At 38.8% G+C, this 21,767-nt stretch carries 17 protein-coding genes, 1 tRNA gene and 2 pseudogenes; 9 read left to right on the top strand and 11 right to left on the bottom strand.

Going from position 1 to position 21,767, the window contains the following annotated elements:
- Window positions 1–51: 51 nt before the first annotated feature.
- The 3 genes from oppA to HGO23_RS09580 form a co-directional block, all read right to left on the bottom strand.
- A complete protein-coding gene (gene oppA, locus HGO23_RS09590) occupies window positions 52–1,692 on the bottom strand; it encodes an oligopeptide ABC transporter substrate-binding protein OppA (RefSeq protein ID WP_209028644.1) in 1,641 nt (546 codons plus the stop codon).
- Window positions 1,693–1,821: 129 nt separating this feature from the next.
- Window positions 1,822–3,462 (bottom strand): ABC transporter substrate-binding protein, encoded by a 1,641-nt coding sequence (locus HGO23_RS09585; protein ID WP_209028643.1) that lies wholly within the window; start codon window positions 3,460–3,462, stop codon window positions 1,822–1,824.
- 742 nt (window positions 3,463–4,204) lie between these two features.
- The gene (locus HGO23_RS09580; protein WP_099135224.1) at window positions 4,205–4,417 is read right to left on the bottom strand and encodes a hypothetical protein; all 213 of its coding nucleotides are present in this window, start codon (window positions 4,415–4,417) and stop codon (window positions 4,205–4,207) included.
- Window positions 4,418–4,439: 22 nt separating this feature from the next.
- Between HGO23_RS09580 and HGO23_RS09575 the strand changes: the two are divergent.
- Window positions 4,440–4,639 (top strand): annotated as a pseudogene (locus HGO23_RS09575) (hypothetical protein); the annotation flags it as partial.
- Window positions 4,640–4,743: 104 nt separating this feature from the next.
- Here the strand turns inward: HGO23_RS09575 and HGO23_RS09570 are convergent.
- A pseudogene (locus tag HGO23_RS09570) lies at window positions 4,744–5,348 on the bottom strand (thymidine kinase).
- 646 nt (window positions 5,349–5,994) lie between these two features.
- On the opposite strand from HGO23_RS09570, the gene hns reads away from it, so the two are divergent.
- On the top strand, window positions 5,995–6,396 hold the full coding sequence (hns, locus tag HGO23_RS09565; protein WP_099135222.1) for a histone-like nucleoid-structuring protein H-NS: 402 nt from the start codon (window positions 5,995–5,997) through the stop codon (window positions 6,394–6,396).
- A gap of 251 nt (window positions 6,397–6,647) precedes the next feature.
- Here the strand turns inward: hns and HGO23_RS09560 are convergent, their stop codons facing one another.
- Genes HGO23_RS09560 through galU form a run of 3 tightly spaced genes read right to left on the bottom strand, consistent with a single transcriptional unit; the run spans window position 6,648 to window position 9,952 of the window.
- A complete protein-coding gene (locus tag HGO23_RS09560) occupies window positions 6,648–7,658 on the bottom strand; it encodes an NAD-dependent epimerase (RefSeq protein ID WP_099135221.1) in 1,011 nt (336 codons plus the stop codon).
- 8 nt (window positions 7,659–7,666) lie between these two features.
- The gene (locus HGO23_RS09555; RefSeq protein ID WP_099135220.1) at window positions 7,667–9,010 is read right to left on the bottom strand and encodes a UDP-glucose dehydrogenase family protein; all 1,344 of its coding nucleotides are present in this window, start codon (window positions 9,008–9,010) and stop codon (window positions 7,667–7,669) included.
- A gap of 24 nt (window positions 9,011–9,034) precedes the next feature.
- Window positions 9,035–9,952 (bottom strand): UTP--glucose-1-phosphate uridylyltransferase GalU, encoded by a 918-nt coding sequence (galU, locus tag HGO23_RS09550; protein WP_099135219.1) that lies wholly within the window; start codon window positions 9,950–9,952, stop codon window positions 9,035–9,037.
- A 449-nt stretch (window positions 9,953–10,401) separates the two neighbouring features.
- On the opposite strand from galU, the gene HGO23_RS09545 reads away from it, so the two are divergent.
- The 3 genes from HGO23_RS09545 (at window position 10,402) to HGO23_RS09535 (ending at window position 12,056) form a co-directional block, all read left to right on the top strand.
- Window positions 10,402–10,863 (top strand): YchJ family protein, encoded by a 462-nt coding sequence (locus HGO23_RS09545; RefSeq protein ID WP_099135218.1) that lies wholly within the window; start codon window positions 10,402–10,404, stop codon window positions 10,861–10,863.
- A gap of 69 nt (window positions 10,864–10,932) precedes the next feature.
- A complete protein-coding gene (gene purU, locus HGO23_RS09540) occupies window positions 10,933–11,781 on the top strand; it encodes a formyltetrahydrofolate deformylase (RefSeq protein ID WP_209028642.1) in 849 nt (282 codons plus the stop codon).
- A 190-nt stretch (window positions 11,782–11,971) separates the two neighbouring features.
- Window positions 11,972–12,056: transfer RNA gene (locus HGO23_RS09535), tRNA-Tyr, on the top strand.
- 345 nt (window positions 12,057–12,401) lie between these two features.
- On the opposite strand, the gene HGO23_RS09530 is transcribed toward HGO23_RS09535, so the two are convergent.
- Window positions 12,402–13,265 carry a helix-turn-helix domain-containing protein gene (locus HGO23_RS09530; protein ID WP_099135217.1) on the bottom strand — a complete coding sequence of 288 codons (864 nt, stop codon included), beginning with the start codon at window positions 13,263–13,265 and terminating at the stop codon, window positions 12,402–12,404.
- 649 nt (window positions 13,266–13,914) lie between these two features.
- Here HGO23_RS09530 and xthA point away from each other — a divergent pair.
- Entirely contained in the window at window positions 13,915–14,721 is an 807-nt protein-coding gene (gene xthA / locus HGO23_RS09525; protein WP_099135216.1) for an exodeoxyribonuclease III, read from the top strand.
- A 90-nt stretch (window positions 14,722–14,811) separates the two neighbouring features.
- On the opposite strand, the gene HGO23_RS09520 is transcribed toward xthA, so the two are convergent.
- Window positions 14,812–16,728, bottom strand: coding sequence for a DNA topoisomerase III (locus HGO23_RS09520; protein WP_209028749.1), 1,917 nt, complete (start codon window positions 16,726–16,728; stop codon window positions 14,812–14,814).
- Window positions 16,729–16,891: 163 nt separating this feature from the next.
- Window positions 16,892–17,443 carry an NAD(P)H nitroreductase gene (locus HGO23_RS09515; protein ID WP_209028641.1) on the bottom strand — a complete coding sequence of 184 codons (552 nt, stop codon included), beginning with the start codon at window positions 17,441–17,443 and terminating at the stop codon, window positions 16,892–16,894.
- 170 nt (window positions 17,444–17,613) lie between these two features.
- Here HGO23_RS09515 and sppA point away from each other — a divergent pair, with 170 nt between their 5' ends.
- The 3 genes from sppA to pncA all read left to right on the top strand — a co-directional run bounded on the left by sppA (window position 17,614) and on the right by pncA (window position 21,316).
- Entirely contained in the window at window positions 17,614–19,509 is a 1,896-nt protein-coding gene (gene sppA / locus HGO23_RS09510; protein WP_209028640.1) for a signal peptide peptidase SppA, read from the top strand.
- A 131-nt stretch (window positions 19,510–19,640) separates the two neighbouring features.
- Window positions 19,641–20,660: an asparaginase gene (ansA, locus tag HGO23_RS09505; RefSeq protein ID WP_209028639.1), complete on the top strand. Its 1,020-nt coding sequence runs from the start codon at window positions 19,641–19,643 to the stop codon at window positions 20,658–20,660.
- Between the two features lie 20 nt (window positions 20,661–20,680).
- Entirely contained in the window at window positions 20,681–21,316 is a 636-nt protein-coding gene (pncA, locus tag HGO23_RS09500; protein WP_099135212.1) for a bifunctional nicotinamidase/pyrazinamidase, read from the top strand.
- Between the two features lie 137 nt (window positions 21,317–21,453).
- Here the strand turns inward: pncA and HGO23_RS09495 are convergent, their stop codons facing one another.
- Window positions 21,454–21,738, bottom strand: coding sequence for a YeaC family protein (locus tag HGO23_RS09495; RefSeq protein ID WP_099135211.1), 285 nt, complete (start codon window positions 21,736–21,738; stop codon window positions 21,454–21,456).
- Window positions 21,739–21,767 lie beyond the last annotated feature (29 nt).

Below are 21,767 nucleotides of genomic sequence, written 5' to 3'. Positions count from 1 at the left end.
TCTTAATTATTGATATACAGGCAGCTCATCACTTAAGCCACCTGCTGATTCCTAATGTTTTATGATGTACATGTCCTTGGTGTGGAAATTATCCAGCGGATCTTTGCCAGTGTAACCACCTACATAAGGTTTTAATAAACGGGTTTTTGTATAGTAAAAGAGAGGAACCACCGCGGAATCTTTATCCAATTGAGCATTAGCCTTAGCATAGATTTCGGCTCGCTCTTCATCAGTTTTAGCTTGCAATGACTGTTTCATTAAGGCGTCAAATTCTTTGCTCTTATAATGAGAAGTATTGTTGCTGCTATTGGATAACATAGGGTTCAAGAAGGTAGAGGCTTCGTTATAGTCAGCACACCACCCGGCTCGGGCGACGTCATAATTGCCCTGATGACGGGAATCAAGGAAGGTTTTCCATTCCTGATTTTCGAGAGAAACTTCAACACCGATATTCTTTTTCCAAACAGACGCGGCTGCAATGGCTAATTTTTTATGTAGATCGGAAGTGTTATACAGTAACTTAATTTTCAGTGGCTTATCTTTGGTAAATCCAGCTTCTGCCAGTAGCTTTTTCGCTTCTTCGTTACGCTGCTGTTGATTTAGTTTTACGTACCAATCTGGTTTCTCATCTTTAAAATCGGCGATATAGGGTGGTGTATAACCATAAGCCGGTATATCACCCTGATTTTTCACCTTATTAGTCATAAGATCGCGATCCATACCTAATTTTAGCGCGGTGCGTACTCGAGGATCATTAAATGGCGGCTTCTCATTATTAATTTCGTAATAGTAGGTGCACAATTTCGGGTTAGCACGTAATTGTTCAGGGATCTCTTTTTTCAGTTTTTGGAATAACTCAACGGGTAAGTTGTCATAACTCATCTCAATTTCGCCGGCACGATAACGATTGACATCAGTGACTTCAGAGGAGATAGGCAGGACAGTGACTTGATCAATGACTGTATTTTTATTATCCCAATACATTGAATTACGTTCTAAAACAAGGCGCTCATTAATCACCCAACTTTTCACTTTATAAGCACCATTGCCGACAAAATGCTGGGGCTGTGTCCATCTTTCACCATATTTTTCAACAGTCGCACGATGGACAGGTGATGTTGATGTGTGAACCATTAATCGGACTAAATAAGGTACAGGTTCTCTGAGTATTAATTGTAATGTATGGTCATCTAATGCTTTAACACCCAATGTTTCCGGTTTTTTCTTACCTTTGATAATATCATCAACATTCAGAAGATGAGCATATTGCATGTAACTTGCATAAGGGGATGCAGTGCTTGGATCAATCGCTCGACGCCAACTGTAAACAAAATCTTGCGCCGTGAAAGGATCACCATTTGACCATTTTGCGTCTTTACGCAGGTGGAATGTCCAGACTGTGAAATCCGGGCTATGTTCCCAGCTTTCGGCAACACCCGGAATAATTTTGCCATCAGGCTCATTAATCACTAGTGTTTCAAACAAATCACGGGCAATATTTGATTCTGGTACACCTTCTATTTTATGTGGATCCAGTGATTGTGGTTCAGTGCCATTATTGCGTACCAGAGTTTGTTTTTCTGCCAGTTGTACACCCGCAGGAACTTTAGCAGCAAATGTCTGTGCCCCGATCATCATGCTTAATGCTACCGTAACGCCAGCAGCAATCTTCTTTTTTATTGTGTTTTTCATCTTTCTATTACTCCTATTGATTCATCAGGCTTTTATAAAAGCCACCCTATTTTCAGGATTAATTATTTTCTCATTTCCAAAGGAACTGCTTTATTTACATTTACAGCAATAGAATTACTGTAATAACAGTTAGTTATCTATTTTTTTGATATATAAGTTCTTAAGATCAACGTAATCTAAAGGATCTTTTCCTGTCATTCCTCCGACCGTTGGGCGAATCAGGCGCGTAGAAACCCGGTAATACACCGGAATCAACCCCGAATCAGCATCAAGCTGAGCCTCTGCCAACTGATAAAATTCCTTGCGTGTTTTTTCGTCTTTAGCTGTCAGAGCCTGCTTAAGATAATTATCAAATGCGGCGCTCTGATAAAATGCCGTATTGTTGCTACTGTCTGACAATAGATAATTTAAAAAGGATGAAGGCTCGTTATAATCGCCACACCATGTAACTCTCGCCACATCATAATTTCCCTGGTGGCGATTTTGCAGTGAAGTTTTCCATTCCTGATTTTGCAATGTGACTTTTGCACCAATGTTTTTCTGCCACATCGACGCGGCGGCAATAGCCTGTTGTTTGTTCTGCTCTGAGGTGTTATAGAGCAAAGTAAATTTGAGTGGATTATTGGCATCAAAGCCGGTTTCTTTTAATAACTCTCTTGCCCGTTGATTGCGCTGTTCTTGTGTCCAATTCGCCCATTCTGGATTAATCGTAAGACCACCACCAATAAAAGTAGGAGTGAAACCGTATGCCGGAATTTGCCCCTGTCCCATAATCCTTTTAGTGATAATGTCCCTATCAAGACTCAGCTTAATGGCTTCACGCACTCGTTTATCTTTAAATAATGGCTTTTGGTTATTAATTTCGTAATAAAACGTACATAGGTAAGGTGAAATTTGCACTTGCTCAGGAATATCCCGTTTCATTTTTTGATACAGTTCTGGAGGAATAGCATTGTTGGTAATATCTACTTCCCCACTGCGATAGCGGTTTACGTCACTGATACCTGAGACAATAGGTAAGAAAGTACCTTTTTCGATAATGGACGCTTTATTGTTCCAGTATTGCAAATTACGTGTTAAAACGATTCGCTCATTAATAACCCAATCCTTTAATATATAAGCTCCATTGCCGATAAAGTTTTCTGGTGACGTCCACTTAATACCAAACTTCTCCACAATATCTTGCCGGACGGGTTTCAGCGGTGTGTGGCTCAACATATTAATAAGGTAAGGAACTGGACGACTTAATGTCACTTGAAAACGGTGCTTATCCAGCGCTTTAACACCCAGTTGATCAGGCGATTTTTTTCCTTTTAAGATATCATCTGCGTTCAATACATAGGTATATTGCAAATAACTGGTATAAGGCGACCCTACTTTTGGATCAGAGAGACGACGCCAGCTATAAACAAAATCCTGTGCCGTAACTGACTTACCATCACTCCACTTGGCATTGTCACGTAGATAAAATGTCCATACCTGATAATCATCAGTTTCCCACTTTTCTGCGACTCCCGGCACAATTTCACCGTTTGGCCCGGTGCTTACCAATCCTTCAAGTAAATTACGAATAATGTTAGTTTCCGGGCCACCTTCAACTTTATGCGGATCCAGTGATGTAACCTCAACACCATTATTAATAGTAACTTCTTGCTTCTCTGCCAACACTACACCTGCGGGAACCTGCGCAGCAATTCCTTGCGTCATAGGAAACGATAATAAAACGATAGAGGAAATCAACTGACTCAACTTTGACGGTATTTTTCTCATTATTCTTCTCCAAGTGATAAACAGCGAATTACTCGTTTTTTAATCTAGCAACCCTGACAATTCATTTTATTAAATAAGAACAATTTATGTGTTAGACATTCAATCTCTATAAAGTTTGTTATGATATTTTTTATAATATGTTTATTAAGCTGTTAAAGTAATTATTTATTCTTACATAGAATACATTCACATAAATAACAATAAGATACTGATAAAAATGATTTTTTATTTATTTTTATCTATCGGAACACCTAAAGACTCCAACAAAAAAGAAAATAAACATTATTTTAACAAAATGCAATCATCACAGATTAAAAACCCATATTCATCACAAAATGGTGAAACAAGACACCAATTATGACCCGCTATAGCAAGCAATATAGTGTGGAAAAAAACAGTATTTTTTAGAGAGAAGAAGCAAATTATCAAATAAAATATAAAAAGTAAGTTTTTGGCAAGATACGAAAATGCTTTTATCAACTGTCTATACTCTTTATTGGTTGTCTATTAATTATTTTTCACTTATTTCTTCTAAAAAAATATTATCAAGATTTATTTAACAAAATACTCCATAAAAATTAAATAATATTTAAAAACAGTCCTAATAATTTTTTGATATCTAATAACAAAAACCTATTAACTAAATGGTGTCAGCTTGCTGTTTTCATGATCTAAATCACTATTTGGAAACCAGTCAATGATAAGCTGTACTCAAACAGAAACTCTCAGAAAAAATACATCCTTAACACTTAACTATTCTCCAGTTTTTCACAAGAACAAGTTGACCACATATTCCGTGCTGTGGCTCTTGCTGCTGATGCCCGCATTCCTCTGGCAATATTAGCTGTATCTGAATCAGGAATGGGCCGACAATTAATCCGACTTCAACTGCTATTTTCGACGTGGTTCCCTGCCTGTCGCTTTGGAAGAAATCGCGACAGACGGGGTAAAACATACCTTTATCGTGACAGACTCTTTCTTCAATTCGTGAAGCCGGAGTTCAAGAAAGCGAGTTCTTGGCAAAAATAGATAAACTGGCAGAGGGTGCCTTTGACGAACAATGTACCAGTGCCAATCCTCGCATCCGTTAATTACTGAATTGAAGCAATTAATGTTGGATTCCTCTTATGGCCGTGAATTCATAGAGCCTGTCTTATCTAAAGGGAAAGAAAAATAATAAGAAATGATAAACCAATGTGATTTAAAAGGCATCAGGTATACCCGATGCCTTTTTATTAATTCATTTGTTTTAACTTAATCACAATACTCATACAAAAGGCATTATGTCCGCTCAGTTTTTTTAGCCTTAGCATCACGAATGACATCAGAATAGTGCCTGCGACACACTGAGACATATTTTTCATTGCCCCCAATACAACCTGCGCACCATCATGAACAACGTTGCCATCGCTGCCAAAACGCAGTACATGGCCGGCTTTTCTTCCACAATGACAAATCGTTTTCAATTCAACTAATTTATCCGACCAAGCGAGAAGATATTGGCTACCACTAAATAACTCTCCCTGAAAATCTGTCCTTAAACCATAACAAAGAACAGGGATATCATCGTAATCAACAATTTCACAAAGCTGTTTAACGTGTTCTTTTGTTAAAAATTGGCATTCATCAATCAAAACACAATGAATCTTTTCTACTTTGTTTTCATGTCTGATAAGTTCAGCGATATTAGTTGCCGGTGAAAACAACAAGGCATCTGCGGATAAACCAATGCGGGAACTCACCTTCCCTTTTGCAAATCGGGTATCAATTTCTGCTGTAAAAATCAACGTCCTCATTCCTCTTTCGTTATAGTTATAAGAAGACTGTAATAAGGAAGTTGATTTTCCTGCATTCATGGCAGAATAATAAAAATAAAACTGAGCCATTGGCCCGTCCATCCTTTTGTCAAATTTAACCAAACGATATATCACCGTAAGTTTACCACAAACTCAACTTAAGGTTATCCTTTGTTATTGACCAAATAAGGCATAGGAGAAAAAAACAGAACAAATATTAAATGAATAATTTCATGATAATCGTCACATTTGTGCATATAAAATCAGCACCACAAGTACTTATTGCATGACAAATGAACAAATTTAACATTAGAAAGAAATAGCTATTTTTTATTCTATTCTTTGCATATTAATAATCAAAGAGGTTTACTTTTGTACAATTTACTCCGCTATAATCATAACCAATAGATTACCCATAAAAAAAATTTCATTACTCCTTTAGACATCAACTTATTTTGGGATGAACAGTTAACATCTCTTACGGATTGACTATAAATTAGTTTTATATGTTCGAGTTTATCCTCATTCTGCTTTGAGTAATCTATGTCTAACTGTTATCGAGAAATGATAAATCCAATAGTAGAATTAAAACACAATATATCGATTATCAAAAAAATTGCATTTTAAAATGGGATGTTTTAGCCTGAGAAAGTAAATTCACTATTGCAGAAAATAAAATAGCATTCTATTATTATCCATACATCAGCCATCATCATTATAATTTGAGACCAGGACAATGAGCGAAAATTTAAAATCCTTAAATAACATCCGTACTTTGCGCGCGCAAGCAAGAGAATGTGAACTTAGCACCTTAGAAGAAATGCTGGAAAAACTCACGATTGTTGTTGAAGAACGTCGTGATGAAGAAAGCCAAGCTCGTGCTCAAATAGAAGAACGTACACGTAAACTTCAAGAATACCGTGAAATGTTGGAAAAAGACGGTATTGAATTAAGCGATTTAGTAGACGCTTTAAGTGGTAAAACTACTGGTAAATCTAAACGTGCTGCACGTCCAGCTAAATATTCATACATTGACAATGGTGAAATTAAAACCTGGACTGGACAAGGCCGTACTCCAGCAGTAATCAAGAAAGCAGTTGAAGAAGAAGGCAAGTCACTGGAAGATTTTCTGATCTAATCAGTTATTTTGCAAACTAATAACAAAAATACCCTGTCAAGGGTATTTTTGTTTTATAGTTAATATATCTAACTAAGTTAATTACAGGCTGATGTACGAAACACCATGGGTTATATTAACGGTTTAAACTCCCTTATTATTCCCAACGTGAGAAAAAGCATTTAACATCGACTTAGTTTTTTATTAACACAGAGTTAAAAAAGGAGCTAACAGCTCCTTTTTTTATTACTATTCTAATACTAAGTCTAATGTTAAGTCTGCTGGTAAAAATCCAAATACCAATCAACAAACTGTTTCACACCTTCTTTCACTGGTGTGTTGGGTGAAAAACCTATCTTCTCGTAGAGTGCGCTAGAATCAGCACAAGTGGATAGTACATCACCATCCTGAATATCCATAAAGTTTTTCTTTGCCTTTATACCTAATGACGATTCAATCGCTTCAATAAAATTACCCAATTTTGTCGGCTGACCATTACCAATATTGTAAACATGATATGGTGCAGAGCTGGCAGATATCTGTCCCTCTTCAACCGACCAATCTTTATCACAAGTGGGAATAATGGCCTGTAATCTGGTTATAGACTCGACAATATCATCAATATATGTGAAATCTCTTACCATATTACCATGATTATAAACATCAATAGACCTCCCCTCCAACATAGCTTTAGTAAACTTAAATAAGGCCATATCAGGGCGTCCCCACGGGCCATATACTGTAAAAAACCGTAAACCTGTGGTTGGTAATTGATAAAGATGTGAGTAGCTGTGAGACATTAATTCATCAGCTTTTTTGGTAGCAGCATATAAAGAAACTGGATGATCAACCGAATCATCAGTAGAAAATGGCTGTTTTTTATTTAATCCATATACTGAACTTGAAGACGCATATAATAAATGTTCAACGCGATTGTGACGACATCCTTCAAGAATATTGATATGACCAACGATATTGGCATCAATATATGCCATTGGGTTCTGTATTGAATAACGAACACCTGGCTGGGCCCCCAAATGGATAACTCGTTGAAATTGGTGTTCAGAAAACAACTCCGAAATTGCAACTCTATCAGCCAGATCTAATTTTTCAAATTTAAACCCCGGATGAGGGAGTAATAAATTTAGTCTTGCCTGCTTCAAATTAACATCATAATAATTATTGATGTTATCGATGCCGACAACTTCATACCCCATACTTAATAACCGCTGGCTAACATGAAAACCAATAAAACCAGCGGAACCTGTGACTAAAAATTTCATATCACAACTCAAATGACTGGATTAATAGAGGCACCACGACCAATTCCGTAGTATATAAATCCTCTGGATTGCAGACGTTCAGGATCATAAAGATTACGTCCATCAAAAATAACCGGGGTTTTGAGTGAATCTTTTATGACATCAAAATCAGGTGCCCTAAAGTTTTGCCATTCTGTACAAATAATCAAAGCATCTGCACCTTTTAATGCAGCTTCTTTTGTACCCATCAGCGCAAGATCATCTCTCTGTCCATAAATACGCTGAGCTTCCTGCATAGCTTCTGGATCATAAGCTTGTATTTTGGCACCACTTTCCCATAATACTTCCATCAATACACGGCTTGATGCTTCTCGCATATCATCTGTATTAGGTTTAAATGATAATCCCCATATTGCAAATGTCTTGCCAAATAGATCATCACCAAAGTGGCGCTTAACAAAAACAGGTAATTTCCTTTTTTGTTTTTCGTTAACCTGCTCTACTGCCTGTAAAATCTTGGGGGTATATCCGATTTGTTCAGAAGTGCGAATCAATGCCTGCACATCTTTGGGGAAACACGAACCGCCATATCCACAACCCGGATAAATAAAGTGATACCCAATACGTGAATCAGAACCAATGCCTTGACGCACATGTTCAATATCTGCCCCCAGCATTTCTGCCAGATTAGCAATTTCATTCATAAAACTAATTTTGGTTGCTAACATGCAATTAGCGGCATATTTTGTTAACTCCGCACTGCGGATATCCATAACAATCATGCGATCATGATTACGATTAAACGGCTCATACAGCTCTCTTATCACATCAATCACGCTGTCGTTATCACAGCCAATGATAATGCGTTCAGGACGCATACAATCAGCGACTGCGGCCCCTTCCTTCAAAAATTCAGGATTGGAAACAACATCGTATGGAATATTAGCTCCACGTTCAGCCAAAGTTGCTTGCATGACAGCTTTGACTTTATCCGCAGTTCCTACAGGAACGGTTGATTTATCAACCACCACTTTATAGTTATCCATATTCTCTGCAATAGTCCGAGCTACAGCAGTGACATATTGCAAATCGGCAGAGCCATCTTCATCAGGAGGTGTTCCTACGGCGATAAACTGTAATTTGCCATGTGCGACGCCAGCTTTAGCATCCGTTGTAAAGTTCAGACGCCCTTCCGCATAATTTTTTTTAACCAAGGATTCCAATCCCGGTTCAAAAATAGGAATATGGCCATTCTTCAAGTTTTCAACTTTTCTTGTATCAACATCAACACAAAGTACATCATGTCCGACTTCGGCAAACACGGTCGCTTGGACTAAGCCAACGTAGCCAATACCAAATACAGTAACTTTCATTTCACATCCTAAAGTACTAATAGATTATTTTTCAATCTGATCTTGCAAAGCCATAATCCAGTCTCTGAATGATTCTCCCAACTGCTTATGCTTCATACCATATTCAACAAACGCCTGCATATAACCCAATTTATTCCCACAATCATGACTGCGGCCTTTTAAGTGATACGCCTCAACCGGCTCCTTTTCCATCAGCATGGCAATGGCATCGGTAAGCTGAATTTCATCCCCCGCTCCTGGTGCTGTTTTTGCCAATAATGGCCAGATTTTCTCAGATAATACATAGCGACCGACAATGGAAAGGTTTGAAGGGGCTTCTTCTGGTTTAGGCTTTTCAACAACACGGGCAATTGGTTTACTGTCACCTGGTTGCAGGTTTTCTCCAAAGCAATCTACAATTCCATAATCAGAAACATTCTCAACAGGAACTGGTTCAACCAATATTTGACTTGTTCCGCTATCGTTAAAACGTGATAACATCTCACTCAAATTGTATTTCGATAAATCTGTACTGTACTCATCCAAGATAACATCCGGCAGAATAACAGCAAATGGTTCGTCCCCAATAAGTGGCTTAGCACATAACACCGCATGTCCCAATCCTTTAGCGATCCCCTGACGGGTCTGCATGATCGTCACATGATTAGGACAAATCGACTGGATTTCGTCCAAGAGCTGACGTTTCACTCTTTTCTCGAGAATTGCCTCTAGTTCGAAGCTGGTATCAAAATGGTTTTCTATAGAGTTTTTGGATGAATGTGTAACCAGAATAATTTCATTAATGCCTGCTTTAATACATTCATTGACAACGTATTGAATAAGTGGCTTATCAACCAGAGGCAGCATTTCTTTAGGAATAGCTTTAGTAGCTGGTAACATCCTGGTTCCCAAACCAGCAACAGGGATTACAGCTTTTTTTACTTTTTTGTTTATTACTGACATTACATAGTCTCCCACAGCTATGTTTATAGCTAAAAAACTCCTTTTGCAGCTATAACAATAGCACCAACTCTCTAAAAAATCGTATAAGTGAAAAATCGTATATGTGAAAAAAGTCACATACCTAAAAAAATAGTGCGCCAGAGTATACCAGCTAACACAGCCAGATATACAGTGAATAAAAATTTAATTATGGTTTCCATACTATGGTATTTACATAACTGATATATACACTCTGAATACACCTTTATATCAAATAGCTGTTAAATGAATTTTCTGAAGCATAAATAAGAGTACTCTCACTAAACATTGCAGCTACAGCCTGTATTCAGGTATTATTGATGGTAATCTAATCAATCATAACTATTTATACGAATATATATTTTACGCTTACATACCTTTACAGTATTAGTCATATTAACAACAACCTTTTTAATCTAACCGGAGTTATTTTGACAAAAATATGTCACTGTGGCAGCGGCTCACCTTTCGCATATTGCTGCGGCCCTTATATTGATAATCACTACCCTGCTCCAGATGCCGAATCTCTGATGCGTTCCAGATATAGCGCTTATGTGACGGAGAATGTCGATTATCTGATTACAACCTGGCATCCCGATTGTGAGGCAGAAACCTGGCGTTCAGAAATAGAACAAAGCTTTGTTGGTGTACAGTGGCTAGGGTTGAATGTAATCAACACAAATAAAGGGCAACATAATAACGAAGCCTACGTCGAATTTTCAGCTTGCTTTATTGAGCAGGAAAAGCAATATAGGCAATTGATACATGAGCGTTCTCGTTTTTTGCGTATTGACCAACATTGGTTCTATATAGATGGTGTTCGCCCTGAAACAGGACGCAATGATCCTTGCCCATGTGGTTCGGGCAAAAAATATAAAAAATGCTGTAGTTAAATCAATATTTAAATATTTTAAACACAACCATTCACACACAGTGAAAAACATTTGAGGATCACGTTATCCATGCAAAACGCAATTATACAAAAAAAAATCTTGCGTACAATTTGTCCTGATTCCAAAGGATTAATCGCGAAGATCACAAATATTTGTTACAAGCATCAATTGAATATTGTACAAAATAGTGAGTTTGTCGATCATCTCACTGGCCGCTTTTTCATGCGTACAGAGCTGGAAGGTATCTTTAATGATGAAATATTTCTGACAGACCTAGACGATGCTCTTCCTGTTGGCTCAAGTCGTGAATTGAATACAGCAGGTCGTCGTCGTATTGTCATCATGGTAACAAAAGAAGCCCACTGTATCGGTGATATATTAGTAAAGAGTGCTTATGAAGGATTGGATGTAGAAATAGCCGCTGTTATTGGCAACTATACCACCCTACAGCCATTGGTTGAGCAGTTTGATATTCCTTTCCATCATATCAGCCATGAAGGTTTGAGCCGGGAACAGCACGATGAAGCGTTAATGACGCAGATAGATCAATATAACCCTGACTATGTTGTACTCGCCAAGTACATGCGTGTTTTAACACCGGCATTCGTTCAGCATTACCCAAATCAAATTATTAATATTCACCACTCATTCTTACCAGCATTCATAGGAGCCCGTCCTTATCACCAAGCTTATGAGCGTGGGGTCAAAATCATTGGAGCCACTGCACATTATGTCAATGATAACTTAGATGAAGGCCCTATCATCACTCAGGATGTGATTAACGTGGATCATAGTTATACTGCTGAAGAGATGATGCGGGCAGGACGAGATGTCGAGAAAAATGTGCTAAGTAAAGCATTACACTCGGTTTTTTCTCAACGTGTGTTTGTGTATGGTAACCGTACTATTATTCTGTGATAAGTTAAGGGTATTTTTGTTAGATAACAGAGTGATTATTCGATAACAAAATACCCTAATGGAATGGTATTCGAGCATAAAGTTTAAAAAAACAGCGTTCAATACTTAATTTTCAAATAGCTACTTTACAGCGGCGGTTGATTTGATATTATGCCGTCCGCTGATAATGACAGTGTACGATTCAAAATTTGGTGGGGTTCCCGAGCGGCCAAAGGGAGCAGACTGTAAATCTGCCGTCACAGACTTCGAAGGTTCGAATCCTTCCCCCACCACCATCTAATTATGTCATCTTACCCATTCCTGAATAAAAACTACTGAAAGCAAGGACAAAGACCTTCGATCGAAGTTTTAATTGAGAATTGAACATAGCAAAGTGAGATTACGCACAGCACGTTAGCCGGAAGGTGAAAAACGAGAAATGGCGCATCATCCTTCCCCCACCATATCCTAAGGTACATTCCATTATTTGCATTTACTGTTAAAATTAACAGATATACTGCTTGGGGGAAGAACAATCTAGTTTACTCAATGAGCAAATGAATATCGTAAAATTACGTGTTCACCGGATACCAATAGCGGAGCTCTGGAGGATCTGCAATTTGCTCCGCTTATGCAATCGGTTACTCCATATCACTAACGGAGTCGATAAAACGATTTAACACACTTGAGTGGGATTTAGATTTATAAACGTAACACTGATTAACTGCATCAGCCCGTGATATTGGAATAAAGCCTAGGCTTTTTCCTTCCTCCAACGCACCAGAACGGGCATCTGTAATAAAAATATAATCTTTGGATTGAATGAAATTAAGACAGCACTCCATATTGTCCATTTGTCTTATATTAACTTTCTCTCCGTTCTTTATCATATCCTCTTCCAAATTCTTTATAAAATCGCTTTTATAGAGAACTGGATCACACAACCACGTTTTCTTTTTCAATAATTGAGTTAAATCACCATTAGCTTCATCTATTAACTCTTGACGGCAGCAAATACCTAAATTCTGCCTTTCAATTTTACGAACCAAGCTGAATCTATCACTGAGTATTTTTTCTGAGCTTAAAATTATCGTATTGCCCTCATAGTCAACTATTTCATCAATGTTATCATAACTAAAGCGTAATATATTAACTTGAGCATTATTTCTGTCTGCTGCTTTATAAAGTGAAATCAGATGTCTGTCTTTCCCCCAATCGTAGTAGATATTGACACTGTTACAAATAGTTCCGCTAAAGTGTTTCTTTGTAATTTCCTTTTCTTTCAAATAAAGTTCTTTTAGGTCATTATATAGTTCCACTCCATCTTTAGTCAGTATCATCCCAAACTTCTCCCTTTTAAATAAGCGCTTTCCTAACGTCGCCTCAAAGTCTTTAATTGATTTAGCGACTGGGGGAGTCGTACGGTTCATCACTCTTGCCGCTTTGCTTAAAGAACCCATTTCCACCACCGCCATGAATGCTTCTAATTTACGAGAAAAAAACATAATTCACCGTTCCTATGTAACTTGTGGCTAAAATAATTTCCTTGAAATGGCCTTCTCATCAGGTAACCGCTAAATCAAACTTGATATTGTGAAGGTATAATTTTGTACAATAAAAATAGCTATTTTTCAAATGGCATTTATATGTAATGCCAGCCCCTGATGCAAAAATGCGGTTCAGATGAACTATATTATTCACCTGTATCATGATGAATATTCCATCGTGAATATAAACCATTAATAAATATAAACATGGTCTACAAGTTCAATTTTCTATCAGAGATTGATTAACTCTTCTACTTTTTCATTAATTATTTTTTGTAATGCGTGACACAGAATAAATTTCAAGAATAAAAACACTCACCTAAAAATATAGTATCAGGTGTTGAATATAACAAAGAATGATTAATTAAATAAGTATTTATCCATTAATTCATCATTTGCTCATCATGTGTTTTTTAATATTTATCACTATTACATACTTTAAATTTGAGTAATAAGAGCATTATACTCAATATAACATTGCATATAAGAGTAAAATAGTGAAATATCAAGATAACCTACTTTAAATTATTATTTAATAAATGGTTACATCCTTTTTTATATCTGTTAAGATTAAAAAGATAAATATTCTATAGGTGATTATAACGGTATGAAATTTGTATCATTCAATATTAATGGCCTGCGGGCTCGCCCTCACCAACTTACTGCGATTGTTGAACAACATCAGCCTGACGTGATTGGATTACAAGAAACAAAAGTTCATGATGAGATGTTCCCTTTGGAAGAAGTTAGTAAACTTGGTTACCATGTCTTCTATCACGGTCAAAAATCCCATTACGGTGTGGCCCTGCTGACACGCCAGAAGCCAATTGAAGTTCAGAAAGGTTTTCCTACGGATGAGGATGATGCGCAGCGTCGTATTATCATGGCAAATATTGAAACACCTCTAGGCTCATTGACTGTAATTAATGGTTACTTTCCACAAGGTGAAAGCCGTGATCATCCGGTCAAATTTCCTGCAAAAGCAAAATTCTACCAAGATTTACAAACCTATCTGGAAAGAAAGCAATCCCCGGAATCCAATATTCTTATTATGGGAGATATGAATATCAGTCCGACTGATCTTGATATTGGGATCGGTGAAAATAACCAAAAACGCTGGTTGAAAACCGGAAAATGCTCTTTCTTACCGGAAGAAAAAGAGTGGATGGAACGCCTTAAAAATTGGGGGCTCATCGATACGTTTCGGGCACATCATCCTGAGATCAACGATCAATTCTCCTGGTTTGATTATCGCTCGAAAGGGTTTGACGATAACCGAGGGCTTCGCATTGACTTATTGCTTGCCAGTCGTCCATTAGCGGAAAAATGCCTTTCTGCTGGTATAGATTATGGTATCCGTAGCATGGAAAAACCATCTGATCACGCTCCTGTTTGGGCTGAATTTAAAATTTGATTCTCAAAATAATAATAAAATCCAGCACCGCTACGATTTCAGTGCTGGATTTTTCTTATGGTGCTTTAAATTGTATCGTTTTGACCTTATCTACCCAGCTTTGTCAGTCTTTGTTTTCTTCTTTTTACTCTTTTTCCCTTTCACGGGAACAGGGGGTAACTCCCTAAAAACTTTCAAATTTCGATACTGTTTTGCCTGCCAAATCAACTGCTGCAACGTTTCGTGAAGAGGCAACATAAAATCCTGATAGCGGACTTGCTTTTCACTGATTTGTGTTAGTTTTGACTCCCAATGCGCTGTCATATCGGGCAATACAGCCATATCAGGTAATACATGGATAAGCGCCCTCCCCGCAGGTGTTGCATGGATATAGCGCCCTTTTTTGTACAGAAATTCCCGTTTAAACAGTAATTCAATAATACCTGCTCTCGTTGCTTCTGTGCCCAGACCATCTGTTGCTCGTAACACTTTTTTTAGTGCTTTATCCTGTACAAATCGGGCAATTCCTGTCATAGCAGACAATAAAGTCGCATCAGTAAAAGGACGCGGTGGTTGAGTCTGCCTCTCCACCACTTCTCCTTTTTCACATAAGAGTTCATCACCTTTGGTAACAACAGGCAGCGGCGTGCCTTCATTTTCCTCATCTCGCTCTTTATTACCCAATAAGGTTCTCCAGCCAGCTTCTGCCAGAAAACGAGCTTTTGCTATGAATTTTCCACCTGCAATGTCAAGCTCGATCGTACACTTGCGGAATACCGCATCCGGGAAAAACTGCATCAAGTACTGTCTGGCAATCAATCCATAAATATGGTGTTCATTTTCTGTCAGATTAATCTGGCTGCTTCGGGCTGTGGGAATAATCGCATGATGGGCATCTACCTTTTTATCATCCCAACAGCGGTTCTTTTTCTCTGTATCCAACGCATCCTGTGGTAATAAATGTGTATGAACTGAAATGGCATTTAAGACAGCCTGACGCCCTGCAAAATGCTCTTCCGGCAAGTAACGACAATCAGAACGTGGATAAGTGATCAATTTATGCGTTTCATAAAGTCGCTGACAAATATCTAATACACCCTGAGCACTTAAACCAAAACGCTTAGCTGCTTCAATCTGTAATGAAGAGAGTGAAAATGGTAACGGTGCCGTTTCTGATTCCCGTTTATCCTGATACGCAGTAACATAAGCAGGTTGCCCCGTAATGCGCGCTACAACATGCTCTGCTAAAGGCCGATGGATAATCCGGCCCTCTTCATCCTGAAAATCAATACAGGATTCACTGGGTTGCCATACAGCCGTAAACCGTTCTTCTTTCGGAGTAACAATATAAGCTTTAACCTCAAAGAAATTTTTCGGTACAAAATGCTCTATTTCCTCATCACGACGAACAACCAATCCCAGAACAGGAGTCTGAACACGTCCGACAGATAACACCCCTTGATAGCCGGCATTCTGCCCTAGCAATGTATAGGCACGGGTCATATTAATGCCATAGAGCCAGTCCGCTCTAGCTCTGGCGAGTGCTGAAACACATAGAGGAATAAATTCTCGATTACTCCTTAAACGCTCAACCGCTTTAAGCACCGCCTGTGGATTTAAATCGTTGATCAGGCAGCGTTGGACATTTTGCTTTTTATTATTATCCAAATGCAAAAAATCCAATACTTCATCCACCAGTAATTGACCTTCACGATCAGGATCTCCGGCATGAATAATTTCATCAGCCCTTTCCAGAAGAGATTTAATCGTATTAAGTTGTTTGGCAACCGCTACTCTTGGTTTCAACTGCCATTTTTCAGGAATGATCGGTAAATCAGCCAATACCCAACGTGCATAACGGCTATCATAAGCATCTGGCTCAGACTGCTCTAACAGATGGCCTACACACCAGGTAACAAATTGGTTATTACCACACTCAATAAACCCATCTCCCCGACGATGAGGTTTTGGTAAAACATCGGCAATGGCTCGTGCCAGGCTAGGTTTTTCTGCAATAAAAAGACGCATGGAATTATTCAAAACTTCAATCAATACTTTGTTTGAGCGTGGTTCAGTCAGTTCATCTACGGCAATCAAACTAAAAAAGTGGATTGATGCGGCGGCTTTCATCTTCCCCACCACATCTGATCCACAGCATCTGGCAATATCACCAGTCACTTTAGCAATCACTTTAGAAATAACTGACAAAACCCGTTAAATCTGGTGTTGAACCTTTCGTCGGAGCTTTAAGTTCCGGTGTGCCCAAATAGAGGAATCCAACAATTTTGTCATTTTCCTCACAGCCCAAACCCGCTCTGACTGTCGGATCTTCAGTCCAGGAGCCAGAACGCCATATTCCGCCAAACCCCTGAGCTACCGCAGCCATTTGCATAGCATGAACTGAACAACCTGCCGCCACAACTTGTTCCCAGACGGGCACTTTTGCATGTTCAACAACGTTGGCAATAACAGTAATAATCATAGGTGCTCGATAAGGTGCGTTTTTTGCTTTTTCCACCACATCTTCACCCATAGCACCGTCAATTGCTGATTTTTCGAGCAAACAGCTGAATTTATCAATCCCTTCCCCCTGCATCACAATAAAATGCCAGGGACGCAATGATCCATGATCTGGTGCTCGCATTCCTGCCGCAAAAATATGTTGCAATGCCTCTCCTTCCGGAGCTGGCGCGATTAAACGTGAAACAGAACGACGATTCAATAAAAGTTCCAAAGCATTCATAATTTCCTCCTGAATAAGATAACCTATCACGATCTGACATTCTCTGTTGATTCATTACTGAATGAAAGAGTAGATGTTATTATTTTTTCAATCATTCCCGTGATTTCCAGCTGACATTTATCAACCAGCTGATTAGGATAATCCTATTTGACCCCATAACTGGAGACGATATGCGTACTTTATGGAAGTTTATAGCAGCAATATTTAAATGGAGTTGGAAACTGCTAAATTTCGTTCGCCAATTTATTTCCAACCTGATTTTTATCCTATTAGTTGTATTAGTCACCACTGGTGTTCTCATATACAAAGAACAGTTCCGCTTAAGCAATGATTATAGTGGGGCATTATATGTCAACTTATCCGGTATCGTTGTTGATCAAGTGTCTGTTCTCAATCCACTGGATAAGCTCGGACGGGATCTTGTTGACTCCTCCAGCAACCGTTCACAACAAACCTCTGTGTTCGATATTGTTGATAGTATCCGACGGGCGAAAAGTGACCCTAAAATTACCGGTATGGTATTGAAGTTAGATGACTTTATTGGTGCCGATCAGTCTTCTATGAGCTATATAGGCAAAGTCATCAATGAATTTAAGGCTTCAGGTAAACCAGTTATTGCCATCGGGAATAACTATAGCCAAGCACAATATTATTTAGCCAGTTACGCAAATAAAATATTCCTTGCTCCACAAGGAAGTGTGTCCCTTCATGGCTTCTCAACCAACCATTTGTTCTATAAATCATTATTAGAAAATCTGAAAATTTCTACCCACATTTTCCGTGTTGGTACATACAAATCAGCAGTAGAGCCAATGATGCGGAATGATATGTCAGATGATGCCCGCAAAGCAGATACTCTCTGGCTTAATGAACTTTGGAACAATTACCGACAAGTTATCGCCACCAACAGGAAAATACCTCTTGACCAGGTACTTCCTGATCCTTCCACGTTTATTGAAAAATTCCGTAAGGCTGGAGGAAACGGTGCACTCTATGCATTTCAAAACGGTTTAGTCGATAAAATTGCATCTCTGAATGTCATTGAAAAGAAACTGATACATCAATTTGGTTGGGATAAACAAAATCAGCATTTCAACTACATCAGCATTAATGACTATATTGCTAAACAGCCAGTCCAAAATAGTTATCAAAACAATGGTAACATTGCGGTGATCATGATTGAAGGTACAATCATGGACGGTAAACAGTCCAATGACATAGCAGGTGGTGATACAATCGCAGCACAACTGCGAGAAGCACGTATGAATCCAAAAATCAAAGCCATTATATTACGTGTAAACAGCCCTGGCGGCAGTATCAGCGCATCTGAGCTGATCCGCAGTGAACTCATGGCAATTCGGGAAGGTACTGATGAAAATGGTAAAAAGGTCAATCAGAAACCAATCGTTGTTTCAATGGGGGGTCTGGCGGCATCAGGGGGATACTGGGTATCCACGCCAGCTAACTACATTATTGCATCACCAAATACTTTAACCGGCTCCATTGGTGTTTTCGGTGTCTTCAATACCTTTGAAAAAAGCCTGGATCATCTTGGTGTGAATACAGATGGAGTTTCAACACATCCACTGTCTGATATTTCATTAACAAAAGGTATAAACCCTCTGTTTTCTGACGTTATGCAATTGTCGATTGAAAACGGCTACAACCAATTTATCGGGCTGGTAGCAAATTCCCGGCATAAATCAGTAGATGAGATTAAGAACATCGCCGAAGGTCGTGTCTGGAGTGGTAGTGATGCTAAAAAGAATGGCTTGGTCGATCAATTAGGTGATTTCGATGATGCGGTGAAGAAAGCTGTTGAATTAGCCGACCTCAAAACAGCATCATTAGACTGGATGCAACCAGAGCTTTCCTTCACTGAAAAACTTATGCTGGAGTTTTCTTCATCTGCTCAGGCAATTATGCCAAATATTCTGCAATCAGTGCTGCCAGCATCATTTGCTCAGGCTGCACAAGATATGAAACAGCAAGCAATATTTTATAATCGCATGAACGATCCGCAGAATATTTATGCGTTCTGCCTGAATTGCGAGAATATCCGCTAGAAAGTTATTACTAAAATGCGATAACAGTTATACCCAAAAGCCTGATCCTTATATATCAGGCTTTTTTTATTCCATATACCTCCTATAATCGGCTGAATATTTTTATCAGGTACTGTTATTGGGGTACTTCCATGCAGAAGAAATCTATCTATGTTGTTTATACAGGTGGCACAATTGGGATGCGGCATTCTCCCAATGGTTACATTCCTGTCTCTGGTCACTTACAACGGCAACTTGCACAGATGCCGGAATTCCACCGTCCAGAAATGCCAACGTTCACGATCCGTGAACATCATCCTCTTATTGATTCTTCTGACATGAGTCCGGATGATTGGGGGATTATCGCCAACGATATTTACCAGAATTACCATGATTACGATGGTTTTGTGATCCTGCATGGTACAGATACCATGGCTTTCACTACCTCAGCACTCTCTTTCATGTTTGAAAACCTAAGCAAACCCGTTATCGTGACAGGGTCGCAAATACCTTTAGAAGCACTGCGTTCAGATGGTCAGACAAATTTACTGAATGCTCTGTACCTGGCAGCTAATTATCCCGTTAACGAAGTTAGCTTATTTTTTAACAATAAATTGTTTCGAGGGAATAGAACAGTTAAAGCCCACGCCGATGGTTTTAACGCCTTTTCATCTCCCAACTGCCCTCCACTCATTGAAGCGGGGATCAATATCCGTACATTTAATACTGCTCCCATACCAACCGCTCATGGCAATTTTATCGTACATCAAATCAAATCACAGCCAATCAGCGTTGTAACTATCTATCCGGGATTATCCTGTCAGGTGGTTGAAAATATCCTGATGCAACCTGTCAAGGCGCTGATTTTACGCTCTTATGGTGTTGGTAATGCCCCACAGCGCTCCGATTTGTTAAAAATCTTAAGAGAAGCGACTGAACGAGGCATCATTGTGGTCAATTTAACACAATGTATCTCTGGAAGAGTCAATATGGAAGGTTATGCCAATGGCCATGCGCTAGCTACATCAGGCGTGATCAGCGGCTATGATATGACTTTTGAAGCAGCACTGACCAAACTACACTACTTGTTGAGTCAGCACTACGAAGCCGAAGAAATCCGCTCGCTAATGCAGCAGAATCTACGCGGAGAATTGAGCTACTCCGACAAATAAAAAATAAATCGAGGAATATAATGAAAACCGCATTATTACTTATCGATCTACAAAATGACTTCTGCACAAGTGGTACTCTGGCGGTCAAGGAAAGCGAAGAAGTTATCGAAATGGCAAATAAAGCTATTGAATTGTGTCAGCAACACAACATCACCATTATCGCAACGCAGGATTGGCATCCATCCGATCACATGAGTTTTGCCGTCAATTCTGGTCAGCTTGTCGGTGAGTTGGGGGAACTAAATGGTATCCCTCAGATATGGTGGCCTGTGCATTGTGTACAGGGACAATTGGGTGCAGACTTCCATCCAGCGCTGAATCAGTCTGCTATCCAGAAAATTTTTCGTAAAGGCGAAAATTCGCAAATAGATAGCTATAGCGCATTCTTTGATAACGATCATAAAAATGCTACCAGACTACATGGTTGGCTATCAGAGCAACATATCAATCGCCTGTTGATTCTGGGAATTGCCACTGATTACTGCGTAAAATTTACGGTCTTAGATGCTTTAGCACATGGGTATGAAACTTACGTGATCGTTGAGGGTTGCCGTGGAGTCAATATTCAAGCGGATGACAGCCAACGAGCCATTGAAGAAATGACAGCCAAAGGTGCCAAGTTAACTTCATTGAATGAAATAACAACGCTTTTTTAAGTTATTTCGTATGAAAAAGAAAAAATTATCTTAACCTATAGGTTGCTATAAATTTTTCTGAATATACCTGAAATCAACCTCGTCTTTTTATTGCAGACTCATTAAAAAGAGCGAGGTTATTATTTTAGCTTTTTGGCTCATTCTTCTTCTGACTGAGGTTTTAACTTAGCAACCATTTCTGATTGGAATATAGCCTTCAGTTCTTGCTTGCTTTTTATCGTAATTTGGCCATCCGTGCCAATCGTCATATGTTCAGGATCATGATTATGCCTGGCTTGCCAAAGCATCACCATTTGCAAACTATGTTCTTTCTGCTCTGGTGTTAATGGAACGCCATCTTGCCATTTGCCCAATTCAACAGCCTGAACTAATCGTTGATAAATCTCAGGTGTCATGGCAGAGAGTAAATCATCCAACTTCATCGACATTTCCTTACGGCTACATATTTTAG

The organism is Xenorhabdus budapestensis (assembly GCF_017743015.1).
Classification (GTDB): domain Bacteria; phylum Pseudomonadota; class Gammaproteobacteria; order Enterobacterales; family Enterobacteriaceae; genus Xenorhabdus; species Xenorhabdus budapestensis.
Note: the sequence above shows the minus strand (reverse complement) of the source record. Positions and strands in the feature narration are given on the sequence as shown.